Here is a 15,562-nt window from a genome sequence, read left to right on the forward strand (position 1 = left end):
CCTCTTTTGGCCGCGCATCGGCCCTCGCTTCCACTGTGCTTTCCCGTGCCGTCTGGCTGTCCATGCTCACTCAGCTCCCTGTCACTTCCAAACGCTGCCCGGCAACCTCCGCCAGAAGCCGGTCCATGTCCACATCGGCATTGCGATGCTCGCCCACAATCGTGTTTTCCGACATGACGAGAATGCGGTCTGCCGTCTCCAGCGCCTCATCCAGTTCGGTCAGAAAAATCAGTGTTGCGCGATCGCCAGCACTTTCGCGCAGCTTGGCCGCAATGTCGTGGCGGGCGGCAATGTCGACACCCTGAAACGGCTCGTCGAGGATCAGCAAGCGCGAAGGCTGCGTCAGCCAGCGCGCCACCGTCACCTTTTGCTGATTGCCGCCTGAAAGCGTCGCCAGATCGTCGCGCTCGGAGCGGCAGACAATCTTCAGATCGGCAATCTGGTCCCGCGCCGTCTGGCGCTCGCTCCGCCGCCGCATCACGCCCGCATTGGCGAAACGCGGCAGAAAGGGCAGGCTCATATTCTCATAGATGTTGAATTCCGGCACGATGCCCGTGGAGGCGCGGTCCTTGGCGACGAGGAAAACGCCATCCCGGATCGCGCGCTGCGGCGTCTTTGGCGCATAGGGCCTGCCGTCCAGCTCCATCGTGCCCGACAGAGGCGCATGAATACCAAAAAGGGTCTCTGCTAGCTGCGTCTTGCCCACGCCCACAAGGCCCGTCACGGCCACGATCTCGCCCGCACCCAGTTCAAGCGAGATCGGCTTGGCACCCTGTGCGATCCTCAAATCACGCGCCGAAAAGACCGGCGTCCCCGCCGCACGCACATCAATGCTGTGGCGGCCGAGATTCTGCCCCAGCATGGCATTGACCGCGCCTTCATAATCAAGCGGCTTGTCTTCGAACTGGCCGACAATCGCGCCGTCGCGCAGGCTCACAATCCGGTCGGCCAGACGGCGGATATCCGACATGCGGTGCGAAATATAGAGAATGGCAACGCCACGCGCCTTCAGCCGGTCGATCAGCGCAAACAGCCGTTCGGCCTCATTGCTCGAAAGCGAAGAGGTTGGTTCATCGAGGATCATCACCTGCGGCTCATGCGACATGGCGCGCGCAATCGCCACCATCTGCCGGTCGGCGAGCGAAAGGTCGGTCACTTCCGCGCCAAGATCGATCCCCAGCCCCATGCGATCGGCCACGTCGCGCGCCTCACGCCGCACCTTTCTCGGATTGAAGAAAAAACCGCTGCCAGAACCGTTCAACCGGTCGAGCACAAGATTGCTCGCCACGTCGAGCGCGCCCACCACACCGTCATTGATGTTCTGGTGAACCGTCACCACACCGGCCCGCATTGCTTCGGCGGGCGTGGCAGGGGAGAAGGGCTTGTCGCCCAGCATCATCACGCCGCGATCGGCGCGGTGAACGCCGCTCATGATCTTGACGAGAGTCGATTTACCGGCGCCATTGGCGCCCATCAGAACCGTGACCTCGCCAGCGCGCAGTTCGAGCCCCACACCGCGCAGAACGGCGTTTGGTCCGAATGCCTTGGTCAGACCCGCTATCCGAAAAATGGCAGTGTCGCCCATAATCTCCTCCCAATATGACGCTAGCAGGTAACAAGCATTTGTCAATACGATTGACAAATGACAGAGCCTTGGTAGCGTGGCATCAGAATTGACGGGAGGAAAGTATGGTGCCCCCGTTCTCGGCCTGTGCCATTCGCGCGCGCCTTTTCTGCAGGATCGGGGTGTGGGATGAACAGGCTGGCCTCGTGCTTCTTCTCCCTTCGAAAGGGAAAATTTGTGCGGGAACACGGGTAACAATAGGACGCGAACCATACGCCTCTTGCTCAGGCGAGAATGGGAGGAGACAGAAGAGATGAAAGAAAACGCCTTCGAGGCTCTGACGGTTGAAAGTCTGCCGCATCGCCTTGGCAGCATCCCCGAGATTGCGAACCGTCTCGGCGGCGCACCCACAGGCTGGAAGGTCCGCGAAGTCGGCGACGGCAATCTCAATCTCGTCTTCATCGTGGAAGGTGAGGCGCAAACGCTTATCATCAAGCAGGCGCTGCCCTATGTGCGGCTCGTCGGCGACAGCTGGCCGCTTCCCCTGAAGCGCTCCTTCTTCGAATATCACGCGCTGACCCGCCAGGAAAAACGCGCGCCGGGCACCGTGCCTGCTGTCTATTACTTCGATGAGGCGCAGGCCCTCATCGCCATGGAGTTCCTGTCTCCACACATCATTCTTCGCCGCGCCCTCATCGAGGGGCAGGAACTGCCGAAGATCGGCAGGGACCTCGGCCTCTTCATGGCCCGCACCCTCTTCCGCGGGTCCGACCTTTCCATGAAAGCGGCGGACCGCAAGGCGGATCTCGCGCTCTTTGCAGACAATGTCGACCTCTGTGACATCACGGAAAATCTCGTCTTTTCTGATCCTTACTTTGAAGCGCCGATGAACCGGCACACGCCCGGTCTCGACGCACTGGTGAAGGAACTGCGTTCAGACCGCGATCTGAAGGTCGCCGCCCAGCGCATGAAGCACCTCTTCGCATCGAAAGCCGAGACCATGGTGCATGGCGACCTGCATTCGGGCTCCGTGATGGTCACGAAGTACGATACCCGCGTCATCGATCCGGAATTTGCCTTCTACGGACCCATGGCCTTCGATGTCGGCATGCTCATCGCCAATTACTGGATGGCCTATTTCTCCCAGCGCGGACATGAGGAAAACGGCAGCCGCGCCTCCATGCGTGCCTATCTTCTGGGCGTCATCTCCGAAACCTGGACCACCTTCCGCGACGAGTTCGCCCATTTGTGGCGCACCGAGCGCAGCGGCATGCTCTATCAGGCATCGCTCTATGAAGACGAGGGTGATGCACTTGGCTCCGAACAGGCGCTCAACCACGTGATCCACGATCTGTGGACCGACATGCTTGGCTTTGCCGGCATCGAGATGCACCGCCGCATTCTGGGCCTTGCCCACAATGCCGATTTCGAGGACATCGCCGATGAGAGCCTTCGCGCTGCCTGCGAGGCACCGGCGCTGAAGTTCGGTCGCCATATCGTCGTCAACCGCAATCACATTCAATCGCTGGCCGAACTTGACCGGCTGGCCGAAGCACTTGATCAGGGGAAACTGTCATGAAGGTTGGAGACAAGCACTACCGCACCATCTGGGTGAACGAGGATGGCTGGTCTGTCGATCTCATCGACCAGCGCTGGCTGCCGCATGAGCTGCGCATCGAAAACGTGAAGACCGTCGAGGGCATCGCCACCGCCATTCGCGACATGTGGGTGCGCGGCGCGCCGCTGATCGGCGTCACCGCCGCCTATGGCGTTGCCATGCGCATGCGCGAGGATGCTTCCGATGCAGCACTCGATGCGGTGTGGGAACAGCTCCACGAGACCCGTCCCACGGCAATCAATCTGCGCTGGGCGCTGGATGAAATGCGCGGTTTCCTGCGCGACATTCCCGAGGCCGACCGCGCCGAGGCTGCCTACAGGCGCGCCGCCGAGATCGCCGACGAGGATGTGGAATTGAACCGCAGCATCGGCCGGAACGGGCTGGAAATCATTCGCCAGATCGCCGCACGCAAGAAGCCCGGCGAACCGGTCAACATTCTCACCCACTGCAATGCCGGCTGGCTTGCCACCGTCGATTTCGGCACCGCCACCTCGCCCATCTACCACGCGGTGGAAGAAGGCATTGCCGTTCATGTCTATGTGGACGAAACCCGTCCGCGCAACCAGGGCGCCCAGCTCACCGCCTGGGAAATGGCCGGCCATGGCGTGCCGCACACGCTGGTGGTCGACAATGCCGGCGGGCATCTCATGCAGCACGGCATGGTGGACATGGTGATCGTCGGCACCGACCGCACGACTGCCGATGGCGATGTCTGCAACAAGATCGGCACCTATCTGAAGGCGCTGGCGGCAAAGGACAACAATGTCCCCTTCTATGTCGCGCTGCCCTCGCCCACCATCGACTGGACGGTGCATGACGGCGTGAAGGAGATTCCCATCGAGGAACGTTCGGGCGACGAGGTCTCGCTCGTCTGGGGCAAGGACGAAGACGGTAAGGTTCGGCAGGTGCGAATTTCACCCGAGGCATCGCCCGCCGGAAATCCCGCCTTCGACGTGACGCCGGCGCGGCTTGTCACCGGCCTCATCACCGAGCGCGGCATCGCCGATGCCTCACCCGAAGGGCTCGCCAAACTCTTCCCCGACCGGGCAAAATCGAACGCTGCGTGAATTTCAGAAAACGATTCAGAAATCCAGGAAAATCACCTGATTCTGAATCGTTTTCGGGAACTTTCGGGCATTTTCCGGAAAACTGGAAACCGCCGCTTTGGCACTAACCAAAGCGGCGGTTTTTTACATCAATAAGGCGTGTCGCCGCCATCGATGGTGATGGACTGGCCGCGGATGATCGTTGCCGCATCCGACAACAGGAAAACAATCACACGCCCCACCTCGACCGGCTGGATGTGACGGCCAAGCTGTGCAGGAACCATCTGTTTCATCATCTCTTCCGACTTCGCCGCATCGCCACCGACGATGAAGTCCGCCACCGTTTTCAGCATCTCGGTTGCCACACCGCCCGGGCACACGGCATTGACGTTGATGCCGCGTGCTGCCCATTCGAGCGAGAGCGAACGGGTCAGGTTGATCACCGCTGCCTTGGAGGCGTTGTAGCCGGCCATGTTGGGATAGCCGACCTTGCCGGCGTTCGAGGCTATGTTGACGATCGCACCGCCCTTTTCCATCTGACGCGCTGCGGCCTGCGAGGCGAGCAGAACCCCCTTCACATTGACCGCCATTTCGAGATCGACATCGTCTCCGGTGAGCTTGTCGGCGGCCCCAAGCCGCACCACGCCGGCATTGTTGACCAGACCGTCGAGCCTGCCCATGCGGGCCACCACCTCGGCGAATGCGGCCTCCATGCTGGCGCTGTCGGTCACGTCGCTTGCAGCCGCCATGACATTGGGTTCGCCGCCCAGATCCTTGAGTGCAGCTTCGAGTTTTGGCCCCGGCAGATCGAGCAGCGCCACGCGCCCGCCCGCCTCGATGATCGCCTGAGCGATGCCTCGGCCAATGCCGCCGGCTGCCCCGGTCACCGCGATGACCTTGCCTTCAAGTGTCTTCATTCCAAGCCCCTGTCATTCTTCGGACCAGACCTCACAGGTTGAGTCCGATTCTTGTTGTAATTGTCTGTTTCAGTTTTGTTTTCTCACCAGGTCGAACGGGCGCTGACGCCGCCATCCACCGTGATGTTCGTCCCGCTCACCCAACGCGAAGCCTCTGAGAGAAGGAAGAGCGCGGCGTCGCCGATATCCTCCGGCTGGCCGAGCCGGCCAAGCGGTGCCGCCTCCTTCCAGCGGTTCACACCTTCGGGCCAACCTTCCTCGATGCCGTCGCGGTGGATGAGACCCGGAGAGACGGAATTGACGCGAATGCCAAGCCCGCCAAGCTCCAGCGCCGCCGCCTTGGTGAACATCAAGAGCGCTGCCTTGGAGGCCGCATAATGGGCATGGCCGGGGGCCGGCTGATGCCCTTCGATGGAGGCAATGTTGACGACCGCACCACCGCCACCGCGCGCCTCCACATGGTCGGCAAAAGCGCGCGTCAGGAGAAACGGCGCGCCGGTGTTGATCGCCATCATCTGCGCCCAGCCGGCCTCGTCGATCTGCCTCAGCGCCTCGACGGGCTGGAAGCCGGCGTTGTTGACCACGCCGTGAACAGCTCCGAATTTTTCAAGCGCCGCTTTCATCAGAGAGGCCGCTTCGGCTTCCTTCGAAAGGTCACCGCCGGCAGCAAAAGCCCGCGCGCCCAGTTCGCTGGAAAGCGCCTCGGCGGCACCTTTGTTGCCGTTAAAGTGACAGACCACATTTGCGCCGGCCTCGTGCAGCCGCCGTGCGATGCCGCCGCCAATGCCGCCGCTGGCGCCGGTGACGATGACCGTGCGACCGGTGAGATCAAGCAATGATGCGACGGGTGGGATGGTTGCAGCCATGATCAGGCTCCTTTCAGATTGGGCAGAAGCGCGGCCAGGATCGCCTCTATTTTGCGCCCGGCAATCTCGGCATTGGCAAACACCTCTTCGATCGTGTCGGGCTGCTGGTCCGGCCCGCCGGTCGCCTTGTTGGTGATGGCCGAAAGCCCGATGACGGGCAGCGATGCGTGGCCGGCGGCAATCACCTCGGTCACCGTTGACATACCGACCGCATCCGAACCCGAAGCGCGGTAATAGCGGCGTTCCGCGGAGGTTTCGAGGGACGGTCCCAGCACGCCCGCATAGATGCCCTGCCGCACGGCTATGCCAGCCGCATCCGCCGCCTTCTTCGCCATGGCAAGAAGGTCGGGATCATAGGCGCGCGACATGTCGGGAAAACGCAGGCCGATCTCATCGTCATTGGGCCCGACCAGCGGGTTCAGCCCCGTGAAATTCATGTGATCCTCGATGAGCATCACGTCTCCGGGATCGTATTCGGGATTGAGCGAGCCGGCGGCATTGGTGACGATGAGCGTTTCGGCACCGAGGCGCTTGAGCAGATAGACGGCAAGAGCGATGTCGCGCGGCGACCAGCCTTCATAAAGATGCAGCCGGCCGTGCATCATGATCACACGTTGGCCTTCCAGATCGCCGATCACGAAAGCGCCCTTGTGGCCCGGTGCGGTGGAGACGGGAAAACCCTCGACCTCTCCATAAGGGATCGTGACCGCATCCTCCACCCGGTCGGCGAGCTGGCCGAGCCCCGAACCCAGCATGATGGCGATGGGTGCTGGCGCACCTGCCCGCGTGGCGATGGATGCATGGGCGCGCTCAAGACGCGCGAGTTGGCTTTCGCTCATTTCATTCTCCCAGAGTTTTACTGTCAGGCCACGGTGGCGGCGATGCGCGGCGCGAGCCCTGCCACCGCGTCCATCGTGTCGTCGATCGTGTGACGGGTGAGCACGCCATCGCGCACCACCTGCTCGCCACCGACGAACACATGGCGCACGTCGGATCTGGCGGTGGAATAGACGAGATGGGTGACGGGATCGAACATCGGCACCGCATGCGGGCGCTTCACATCGATCAGGATCATGTCGGCGAGCTTGCCTTTTTCGAGACTGCCCAGCCTGTCGGCCGCGCCCAGCGCCCGCGCGCCGGAGCGTGTCGCCATGGCCAGCGCCTGATGGGTGGAGACGGCATCGGCCCGCTGGCTCGCGCCCTTGTGCAGCGTGGCCGCCAGCCGCAGCGCCATCCACATGTCGAGATCATTGCCACTGATCGCGCCATCGGTGCCAAGTGCGACATGGACACCGGCGGCCAGCATGTCGGGAATGCGGGCAATGCCGGAGGCGAGCTTCAGGTTGGACATGGGATTGTGCGAAACGGTCGTGCCCGTGCGCGCCAGAATGGCGATTTCCTCATCGTCCAGATGGACGCAATGGGCGAGCGTCACGCGCTCGTCCAGCAGATCCAGATAGTCGAGATGGCGGATGACGGAACTGCCATAGCGCCCTTCCACATCAGCCTGTTCGGCCTTCGTTTCCGCCGCATGCGTGCTGAAGAGACCGCCATACCGCTCGGCGATTTCCTTTGCCGTCTTCAGGTTTTCGGGCCCCACCGTATAGGCTCCGTGGGGCATGGTTGCCGGGAAGACATCGTCTGCGCCCGCAAACTCTTCAAAGAAGGCCTCGGCGCTGGCAATGCGGTCATCGAGCGTCGCGCCGTCCACACCCGGCCCATCGAAGAAGATGCCTCCCGTCGACACCCGCATGCCCACTTCGCGCGCGGCGCGAACCGTTTCCACCGGATACCAGAACATGTCCATCGTGCTGGTGACACCGGACAGGAGCAGTTCGGAAAAGCCAAGAAGACTGCCGAGATGCGAGGTCTGCGGGTTGAGGATCGCGCCTTCGGCGGTCCACACCTTCTGCAGCCACGGCTCCAGCGGCAGATCCTCCACCAGCCCGCGAAACAGGCTGTCGGCGGCATGGCAATGGCTGTTGATCAGCCCCGGCATCAGGATGTGCCCGATGCCGTCGATGACGTTGCGGGCGTTCCCCGCGGCCTGTTCAAGCGCTGCGCTCTCGCCGATCTGCGTGATGCGGCCATTTGAGACCGCAACGCCGCCATCCCGGATCACCGTCTGTTTTTCATCGCAGGTCACGACAATAGCGTTTTTGACAACCAGATCGACGGTCATGAAGCATCTCCTCTTGCGCGTCTTGCCCGCCACCATGACAGGGCAACCAGCACGATAAGGGTCGCCATATACGGCATCATGTCGGTGAACTGCTGGGCAAGCCCAAGACCCTGCACCCGGAAGGACAGGCTGTCGACGGCACCGAACAGAAGCGCGATGAAGAAGAGCGGCCACGGGCGGCCACGGGTCAAGAGCACAGCGACAACGGCGATCCAGCCGCGCCCGGCGCTCATGTTTTCAACGAATAGATTGACATTGGCGATGGAAAGCTGCGCCCCACCCAGACCGCAGAGCGCGCCGCAGGCGACGAGCGCAAGAAGCTGGACACGCTTTGGACTGACACCGCCCGCCCGAAGCGCCTGGGGGTTTTCACCCGCCGCGCGAATGCGCAGGCCAAGGCGGTGACGGGCGAGAAACACATGCAGGAACGGAACGCTGAGAAGCGCCAGGTAAAAAGGCAGCGACTGGCCGCTCAGGATCGGGCCGAGAAGCGGTACGTCTTCGATGAAAGGTAGGCGGATGGGCGAAAAGCCGGCAATCGCCGGATCGCTAAAGGCACCCGTGACATCAAAGATGGCGCGCAGGAAGAAGGTGGTGAGGCCGGCGGCGAGAAGGTTGATGGCGATGGAAACGACGATGGAATCGCCGCCGCGCCGCACATTGAACTCGGCAAAGACAAGCCCGAGCGCCATGCCGGCCACCATGGCCGTCAACGCGCCGATATAGGGCGTGCCGGAGAAATAGGCCCCCAACACCGCCGCAAACGCGCCCACGAGCAGAAAGCCTTCCAGCGCGATGTTGAAGACACCGGCCCGCTCGCACAGCGCGCCACCAAGGGCGGCCAGAAGGATGGGCGTGACAAAGCGCGGAATGGAGGCGGCGAAAGATGGATCGGCGATCAGCTCAAACATGGCCGTCTCCATCGTTCCTCGATGCTGTCAGCGCGCCGGAAACACGGCTTGCCACGAAAAGGATGATGACCGCCTGAACGACAAGCGCGATCTCCTTGGGAACGCCGGCCGCCCGCTCCATGCCGGCCGCCCCCGTCTGGACGGCAGCAAAGAAGAAGCCGGAAATCGGCACCGCCCAGGGCACCATGCCGACCAGCAGTACTGCGATGATGCCGGTCCAGGCATAGAGCGGCTGCACCAGCATGCCGTCGATATAGCGGTGGTGAATGCCGAACACGGCGATTGCGCCAACCATGCCGGCAATGGCACCGCTGAGCGCCAGCGTCTGGAGCGTGAGCCGGCGCACCGGCAGGCCGACCGTGCGGGCGAACTCGGGCGAAAGCCCGTTGAGCCGCGTTTGATAGCCGTGGACTGTCCAGTAGCTGTAGATCAGCGCAAAGGCAGCCGCCACCGCCGTGAAGAGGATGCCGATGTCGAGCCGGGTTCCCGGAAAATAGGCAAACCAGGTTTCCTGCGGCACGAGATGCGACTGCACCATGCCCGACTGCACGTCGCGATAAGGGTGCGCCACCAGATAGGAGGCGATGTAGCGGATGGGGTAGTTGAGGAGGAGCGAACCGACAAGCAGCGGCACGCCCATAAAGAGCTGGAGCACACCGGCAAGCAGCGCCCACAAGGCGCCGGCCAGCATGGCGGCCAGGATCGCAACGGCCAGCACAAGCAGCGGCGGCCCCGGCATGAGCACGGCAACCAGCGCTGCCACCAGCCCGCCGGCGACAAGCTGCCCCTCGCCGCCAATGTTGAACAGCCCGGCACGAAAGCTCAGCATGACCGAAAGCGCCATGCCGACAATGAGGGCCGAGCGGCTGAGCGTCGCCATCAGATAAGCGTTTCTGCGCCCCCCGAAAGCGCCGTTCCAGAAGCCCGAAAGCGCCTCGCCCACCGGCGCGCCGACAAAGAGCAGCAGCGCCAGAATGATCGCCGCGATCCACAGGAAGGTGAAGAGCCATGGCAGCGCGCTGCGGGTGGCCTTGCCAGCATCGAAAGCCATCATGCCGCAGCTCCCGGCGAACTCGCACCCAGCGCGTCGGCGGCACGCGAGGTCATCAGGGCACCGACACGTTCACGGCTGGCCTCGCCGCCATCGACCTCTCCGGCAATGGCCCCGTCATACATGACCAGAATGCGGTCGGACAAAGCGATCACCTCGTCAAGTTCGGTGGATACCAGAAGAATGGCGTGGCCCGCATCGCGCATACGCATCAACTCGCCATGGATGAAATCGATGGCGCCGATATCGACGCCCCATGTGGGGTTTTCGGCGATCACCAGCGGCGTGTTGCGGGAGAGTTCGCGCCCCACCACGAGCTTCTGCTTGTTGCCGCCCGACATGGTGGAGGCAGAAGCGCGCGGACCGGCCACACGAATGCGGTAACGCTCGATCAGGGAGCGCGCATACTGCGCCATGGCTCCGTGTTTCAGGAACGGCCCGGCGGTGAAAGCGCCCGCATCGTCGCGGCCCGCATTGGCGTTTTCGCTGACGGAGGCGCGAAGGGCGAGACCCATGCGCTGCCGGTCTTCGGGGATGTAGCTCATGCCGCCCTGCCGGCGGGCCTCCACATCCAGTTTTTGTATCTCATTGCCGCACAGGGTGATGGAGCCGGAACGCGCCGGCTCAAGCCCTGTCAGCGCGCGGATGAGCTCAGCCTGTCCATTGCCGCTGACGCCGGCAATGCCAACGATCTCGCCTGCCCGCAGGTCGAAGGAAACGGGGCCGACATCGCGGCCCCGCCGCGCGACGGTGAGGTGATCGACGGCAAGCACCGTTTTGCCGGGCGAATGGGCCTTCCGGGTTCTGGCCGCCGGCAGATCGCCGCCGACAATGCCGCGGGCGATCTCGTCCTTCGAGGTTTCGGCAAGCGGCGTGGAGGCGACAAGACGCCCCGCCCGCATCACGCTCACCCGGTCGGCAATCTCCATCACCTCATCAAGCTTGTGGGTGATCAAGACAATCGCCTTGCCCGCCTCGCGGAAGCTCTTGAGCGTAGCGAAAAGCCGGTCCTTCTCCTGCGGGGTGAGCACGGCGGTCGGCTCGTCGAGGATCAGGACTTCGGCCTCGCGGTAGAGCACTTTGAGGATTTCCACCGCCTGCCGCTCCCCGACGGAAAGGCGGCCGACACGCTGGTCGAGATCGAGGGCGACACCGTGGGTTTTCGCGATCTCATCGAGGCGCGACCGGGCGCGGGCGAAATCGACAAAGCCGAAGCGACCCACCGGCTCTGCGCACAAGACGATATTTTCCAGCACCGTCATCTCTTCCTGCAACATGAAGTGCTGATGCACCATGCCCAGCCCATGGGCGATGGCATCCTGCGGTGAGGCCCAGCGGCGCGCCTCACCATCCAGACTGATCGTGCCACTTTCCGGCGTGACCAGCCCGAAAAGAGCGTTCATCAGGGTGGATTTTCCGGCGCCGTTTTCGCCCAGAAGCGCGTGGATTTCGCCCGGCTTGATGCCGAGCGAAACACTGTCCACGGCCGTGACAGGGCCAAAGCGGACGGTGACGTCCTGCAGGTCGATGCGCATGATGCGTGCTGCTCTGGCGCGCTTATTTTGCGAACATCGGGTCTTCGAGCTTTAGCGAGCCATCCTCGATCTGCCCTGCGACCTCACGCATTTTCTCCGCGACCTCTGGATGATCGGCGATGAGGCAGCCGCTGTCGGCCAGTTCGTCTTCCTCGAGCGCGATGGTCGACACGCCGCCTTCCTTGAGGCCGAGCGCCATGGTGAGCTTCTTCTCGCCTTCAAGGATCGCGCCGATGGCTTGAACCATGGCGTTGTCGACGCGCTTCAGCGTGACATCGACCACGTGGCCGGGCGCATTGGGGCACTGGTTCACATCGACGGAATAGACCTGGAAATCCTTTTCCTTCGCAGCCTCGAAGACACCGAAATCACCGCCTGATGTGGCCGTAAAAATCTGGTCGGCGCCGGCAGCACTCATGGCCACAGCCTGCTCCTTGGCGCGCACCGGATCGGCAAACGGGTTTTCGCCACCCACCCAGCGAATGTCGACCGAGGCGTCGGCATTCACCGATTTGACGCCATCGGCATAGGCATCCGTGTAGCGATGCAGGAAGGGGATATCGAGCGCGCCGACAACGCCGACCTTATTGCTCTCGGTGAGCATGCCGGCAGCGACACCAACGAGATAGCTCGCCTCATATTCGCGGAAGACCGCGCAATGCACATTGTCGGGCCGGTCGTCGATGCACTGGTCCACGATGAGGAACTGCGTGTCGGGCGCGGTGGGCGCGACCTGCTTGACGATGTCGTTGAACTCGAAGCCGAGCAGCACGACGATGTCCGCGCCCTCGTTGACGGCAGCGTTGACGTTTTCAAGACGGTCGGCCGCCGTGCGGCTTTCATAGGTTTCCACCTCGGCGCCATACTGCTCGCCAGCCTGCTCAATGCCGGACTGGCCGAGCTTCAGGAAGGCGTTGACGCCGATCTGATCGGGAGACACGTAGACGAAGAATTTATCCGCTGCAGATGCAGGTACGGTGAACGCTGTCGTCGCCAGAAGCCCCACCGCCAACCAGTTTTTCAAACCCCTCATGCCACCACTCCCTGTTTGGTCTTTGGATCGCCGTGCGTCCATCCGGACGCACAAAGGACGATCTAGATAATTGCTGGAGCATCGGAATAATCCGAAAACCGGACGCCACTTTTCGGTCCGATGCTCCAGTTGAATGCATACTGACGCACAGACAGGCCTTTGACAATTGTCAAGCTGACTGATCATTGTGGAAGTTTGAGTGAACGAGGTTGGTCATGTCCCCTTCATGGTTTGTGAAAAATGCCGGTGAGGCGGAGTTCTGGACGGAGGAACGGTGCTTCATCACCGAGTTGATGAACACGCCCGTCTCGCCCGAAACCTCACTGGCGATCGCTCGAGTCGAGCCTGGTGTGACCACCCAGTTGCACAGTTTGACAGGCGTGTGCGAGCGCTATGTCGTGCGCAGGGGCGAGGGTGTAGTGGAGATCGACGGGGAGCGGCAGGCCCTGTCCGTTGGAGACCAGGCAATCATTCCGGCTGGTGCGGCGCAGCGCATCGTCAACACCGGAACAGAGGATCTGGAGTTCTATTGCGTCTGCACACCGCGCTTCACGCCAGAGACTTATGTGAATCTCGAAGACTGAAGGACAAAAAAAGGGCCGATCTTTCGACCGACCCAAAGACGTTTGCTGGCCTGAGTGTTTCGCTAGACCATTATGGTCGTGCTTCGTGGCCGTCAGGACTGCATTTCACGAATTTTATAGGCGACCTCGGTTCTGTTGGTCGCATTGAGCTTTTTCATGATATTGCGAATATGCACTTTGACCGTGCTTTCACATAGCTGCAGTTCATAGGCGATGATCTTGTTGGCCTTGCCGCGCCGGAGTGCCTCGGCGACCTCTGCCTCGCGGGCGTTGAAGAGATTTCCGAGCCCGACCACCCTACTGCTGTTCGAGTTGATCACATCGCGCATCGCCAGAACACCGCTGGCAGGAACGAAAACACCGCCAGCCCGTGCCAAAAGAATGGCTTCCGCGGCGACATCGACGCCGACATTGCTGGGTATGTACCCCTTGGCACCGGCTTCCAGAGCCTTGAGGATCTGACCCAGATCGTCCGTATCGGCAATCACGATGACCGGTTGATCTTCGAATTCTTCGGCAAGATCGTGGATTTCGTTGCAGATACCCTGTTCGGTGATCTTGCGGCTGCCGACGATAAGCAGGACAGCCTTGGGCTGACGCCCCCCGGCGATCCTGTGCCACTCGTCCGAAGATCCGACGGCGAAAATGTCGAGAGACGGGTTCTGCGTTTCCAGACTGCGGGCCAGACATTCCCTGTCCAACACCCTGGGGTCAATCAAAAGGACGAGTTCCCGATCCTTTTCGTCTCGTGCTTCGTCCCACTCTTCCGGGGCGGGCGCTGCCAGCGCGCCAGCCGATGCTTTCATTATTCCGTGTAGGTTATTGCTGCTGTTCTGTCCTATCTTCGCATGTTCCATGACTATGCTCCCCAACACTCACCCAAGACAAACCCCAGTGATATTGGAGAAGCGCATTCTTGTTCTTATCGCACGACCCACCCTCCACCGAAAAGTTTAACGGCGGCGCGAACCCCTCTCAGAGGCCCTCAACAGGATTATCACTTGGAGATTTATTATCCCCACGATTGGGGACATTTTGCATTAACATGGATCAATTTTATGCAGGAATCATTCAATATGATTATAACTGCGAATTACTTTATTAAAGTTGTGCGGCGCGAAACTTGCCATCAGAAATTGAAAAATCCGGATTTCTCCGGAATATATTGCCCGGTTTGACTGCAAAGGCTGGTTTTCTGGCCACTCAGCACCGCATCTGTATTCGGTTTTTACAGTCTACATGAAGCCGCGTCAGGCCTGGCAAGCACCCAGAGGGTGTAATCACAGGCATTTCATTGAAGCTGATATAACCAGTTATACTGTCGAGATAAAGAATAGATTTCAGGACACGAGGGGATCAGCAATCGCAAGGTAGGACCCTTCGAAGCCTGTGGCCTCGATCAGCCCCGCGCGGTTCTGAAACGTCACCACGCCGCTGCGGAAGGACACGTAGCCGCTTTCGCGAAGCTTCCTCAAAACACGATTGACGTGCACGACCGAGAGACCGAGAGCGTCACCCAGGTCCACCTGAGTCAGAGGGCAGGCGAAGGAGCTCGCGCCCTGCCCCTCATACACGCCGACGCGAAACGAAAGTTCGAGAAGAAGATGTGCCACTCTCTCGAACGCGCCACGCCGGCTGATGTTGACAAAATGTTCCGCCGCGCGTGCGTAACGCCGCGCCATTCCCTTGAGAACGAACTCGCGCACATGACGCGGGTAGGTCGACAGATTCTCGTAGATCGCGCCAGGAAATTCAAAGAGTGTGACGGCCGTAAGTGCCCTCACCTCCTCTCGCGCCCACTCGGTGGTCCCGACCGTGATGACATCACCGGTCAGGGAAAAGTCGACAACCGTGCGGGAGCCGTCTTCAAGCTCCTTCCCGTTGGAAACCCAGCCAGAGACCACCAGAAGGACGGCGCGCTTCTGGCCATCCATATCAGCAATCGTGTCACCGCTTGAGTAGATGCGCTTGCGCAATCCGGAGCGGCTCGACTTGTTCGCCCCCATGCCGAACATGCCGCGAGCCGTTTCGGCCTCCAGATAATGCAGGATCTCCCTGTAATTTTCGGTGCCCCCAACCGGCATACTACCCCGCATCCTGCGCGCCCGACCACTCGCGGATTTGCTACCGTTGCAACCCGAAGTACTCATGGGACAAATACCCGAGGTTTAGATGTTCCATCAAGAACCCCAGCTCTGCTTATAGTCCCCAGCAGTCGATAATACTCCAGAAAATTCTGCACCGGGACCGGAATA

General features: G+C 61.4%; 14 protein-coding genes. 3 read left to right on the top strand and 11 right to left on the bottom strand.

Annotation, left to right across the window (positions count from 1 at the left end):
* Nucleotides 1–70 precede the first annotated feature (70 nt).
* The gene (locus P2W41_RS13950; protein ID WP_404933458.1) at nucleotides 71–1,585 is read right to left on the bottom strand and encodes a sugar ABC transporter ATP-binding protein; all 1,515 of its coding nucleotides are present in this window, start codon (nucleotides 1,583–1,585) and stop codon (nucleotides 71–73) included.
* A gap of 292 nt (nucleotides 1,586–1,877) precedes the next feature.
* Here P2W41_RS13950 and mtnK point away from each other — a divergent pair, with 292 nt between their 5' ends.
* Nucleotides 1,878–3,143: an S-methyl-5-thioribose kinase gene (mtnK, locus tag P2W41_RS13955; RefSeq protein WP_404933459.1), complete on the top strand. Its 1,266-nt coding sequence runs from the start codon at nucleotides 1,878–1,880 to the stop codon at nucleotides 3,141–3,143.
* Nucleotides 3,140–4,249 carry an S-methyl-5-thioribose-1-phosphate isomerase gene (mtnA, locus tag P2W41_RS13960; RefSeq protein ID WP_404933460.1) on the top strand — a complete coding sequence of 370 codons (1,110 nt, stop codon included), beginning with the start codon at nucleotides 3,140–3,142 and terminating at the stop codon, nucleotides 4,247–4,249. Before mtnK ends, mtnA begins: the two co-directional genes overlap by 4 nt.
* Before the next feature lie 128 nt (nucleotides 4,250–4,377).
* Here the strand turns inward: mtnA and P2W41_RS13965 are convergent, their stop codons facing one another.
* From P2W41_RS13965 to P2W41_RS14000, 8 genes are all read right to left on the bottom strand, one after another.
* On the bottom strand, nucleotides 4,378–5,145 hold the full coding sequence (locus P2W41_RS13965) for an SDR family NAD(P)-dependent oxidoreductase (RefSeq protein ID WP_404933461.1): 768 nt from the start codon (nucleotides 5,143–5,145) through the stop codon (nucleotides 4,378–4,380).
* An 83-nt stretch (nucleotides 5,146–5,228) separates the two neighbouring features.
* The gene (locus P2W41_RS13970; RefSeq protein WP_404933462.1) at nucleotides 5,229–6,011 is read right to left on the bottom strand and encodes an SDR family NAD(P)-dependent oxidoreductase; all 783 of its coding nucleotides are present in this window, start codon (nucleotides 6,009–6,011) and stop codon (nucleotides 5,229–5,231) included.
* Between the two features lie 2 nt (nucleotides 6,012–6,013).
* The gene (locus P2W41_RS13975) at nucleotides 6,014–6,850 is read right to left on the bottom strand and encodes a purine-nucleoside phosphorylase (protein WP_404933463.1); all 837 of its coding nucleotides are present in this window, start codon (nucleotides 6,848–6,850) and stop codon (nucleotides 6,014–6,016) included.
* A gap of 23 nt (nucleotides 6,851–6,873) precedes the next feature.
* Nucleotides 6,874–8,193: an amidohydrolase family protein gene (locus P2W41_RS13980; RefSeq protein WP_404933464.1), complete on the bottom strand. Its 1,320-nt coding sequence runs from the start codon at nucleotides 8,191–8,193 to the stop codon at nucleotides 6,874–6,876.
* Nucleotides 8,190–9,104, bottom strand: coding sequence for an ABC transporter permease (locus tag P2W41_RS13985; RefSeq protein ID WP_404933465.1), 915 nt, complete (start codon nucleotides 9,102–9,104; stop codon nucleotides 8,190–8,192). Before P2W41_RS13985 ends, P2W41_RS13980 begins: the two co-directional genes overlap by 4 nt.
* Nucleotides 9,097–10,158, bottom strand: coding sequence for an ABC transporter permease (locus tag P2W41_RS13990; protein WP_404933466.1), 1,062 nt, complete (start codon nucleotides 10,156–10,158; stop codon nucleotides 9,097–9,099). Before P2W41_RS13990 ends, P2W41_RS13985 begins: the two co-directional genes overlap by 8 nt.
* Complete coding sequence (locus tag P2W41_RS13995) at nucleotides 10,155–11,690, bottom strand: ABC transporter ATP-binding protein (protein WP_404933468.1); 1,536 nt, start codon at nucleotides 11,688–11,690, stop codon at nucleotides 10,155–10,157. The genes P2W41_RS13990 and P2W41_RS13995 overlap by 4 nt, the downstream gene beginning before the upstream one ends.
* 22 nt (nucleotides 11,691–11,712) lie before the next feature.
* Entirely contained in the window at nucleotides 11,713–12,723 is a 1,011-nt protein-coding gene (locus P2W41_RS14000; RefSeq protein WP_404933470.1) for a BMP family ABC transporter substrate-binding protein, read from the bottom strand.
* A gap of 215 nt (nucleotides 12,724–12,938) precedes the next feature.
* Here P2W41_RS14000 and P2W41_RS14005 point away from each other — a divergent pair, with 215 nt between their 5' ends.
* A complete protein-coding gene (locus P2W41_RS14005) occupies nucleotides 12,939–13,307 on the top strand; it encodes a cupin domain-containing protein (protein ID WP_292899674.1) in 369 nt (122 codons plus the stop codon).
* A gap of 92 nt (nucleotides 13,308–13,399) precedes the next feature.
* Here the strand turns inward: P2W41_RS14005 and P2W41_RS14010 are convergent, their stop codons facing one another.
* Nucleotides 13,400–14,113, bottom strand: coding sequence for a LuxR C-terminal-related transcriptional regulator (locus tag P2W41_RS14010; RefSeq protein WP_404933471.1), 714 nt, complete (start codon nucleotides 14,111–14,113; stop codon nucleotides 13,400–13,402).
* 534 nt (nucleotides 14,114–14,647) lie between these two features.
* Nucleotides 14,648–15,391, bottom strand: a complete 744-nt coding sequence (locus tag P2W41_RS14015; RefSeq protein ID WP_292899670.1) for a Crp/Fnr family transcriptional regulator — start codon at nucleotides 15,389–15,391, stop codon at nucleotides 14,648–14,650.
* Between the last annotated feature and the right edge of the window lie 171 nt (nucleotides 15,392–15,562).

It is taken from the genome of Nitratireductor sp. L15S-10, assembly GCF_045011005.1.
Taxonomy (GTDB): domain Bacteria; phylum Pseudomonadota; class Alphaproteobacteria; order Rhizobiales; family Rhizobiaceae; genus Nitratireductor.

Excerpts from the sequence above, each read along its gene's own strand:
- P2W41_RS13950 (WP_404933458.1), bottom strand. The coding sequence starts at position 1,585 with ATGGGCGACACTGCCATTTTTCGGATAGCGGGTCTGACCAAGGCATTC.
- mtnK (WP_404933459.1), top strand. The coding sequence starts at position 1,878 with ATGAAAGAAAACGCCTTCGAGGCTCTGACGGTTGAAAGTCTGCCGCAT.
- mtnA (WP_404933460.1), top strand. The coding sequence starts at position 3,140 with ATGAAGGTTGGAGACAAGCACTACCGCACCATCTGGGTGAACGAGGAT.
- P2W41_RS13965 (WP_404933461.1), bottom strand. The coding sequence starts at position 5,145 with ATGAAGACACTTGAAGGCAAGGTCATCGCGGTGACCGGGGCAGCCGGC.
- P2W41_RS13970 (WP_404933462.1), bottom strand. The coding sequence starts at position 6,011 with ATGGCTGCAACCATCCCACCCGTCGCATCATTGCTTGATCTCACCGGT.
- P2W41_RS13975 (WP_404933463.1), bottom strand. The coding sequence starts at position 6,850 with ATGAGCGAAAGCCAACTCGCGCGTCTTGAGCGCGCCCATGCATCCATC.
- P2W41_RS13980 (WP_404933464.1), bottom strand. The coding sequence starts at position 8,193 with ATGACCGTCGATCTGGTTGTCAAAAACGCTATTGTCGTGACCTGCGAT.
- P2W41_RS13985 (WP_404933465.1), bottom strand. The coding sequence starts at position 9,104 with ATGTTTGAGCTGATCGCCGATCCATCTTTCGCCGCCTCCATTCCGCGC.
- P2W41_RS13990 (WP_404933466.1), bottom strand. The coding sequence starts at position 10,158 with ATGATGGCTTTCGATGCTGGCAAGGCCACCCGCAGCGCGCTGCCATGG.
- P2W41_RS13995 (WP_404933468.1), bottom strand. The coding sequence starts at position 11,690 with ATGCGCATCGACCTGCAGGACGTCACCGTCCGCTTTGGCCCTGTCACG.
- P2W41_RS14000 (WP_404933470.1), bottom strand. The coding sequence starts at position 12,723 with ATGAGGGGTTTGAAAAACTGGTTGGCGGTGGGGCTTCTGGCGACGACA.
- P2W41_RS14005 (WP_292899674.1), top strand. The coding sequence starts at position 12,939 with ATGTCCCCTTCATGGTTTGTGAAAAATGCCGGTGAGGCGGAGTTCTGG.
- P2W41_RS14010 (WP_404933471.1), bottom strand. The coding sequence starts at position 14,113 with ATGAAAGCATCGGCTGGCGCGCTGGCAGCGCCCGCCCCGGAAGAGTGG.
- P2W41_RS14015 (WP_292899670.1), bottom strand. The coding sequence starts at position 15,391 with ATGCCGGTTGGGGGCACCGAAAATTACAGGGAGATCCTGCATTATCTG.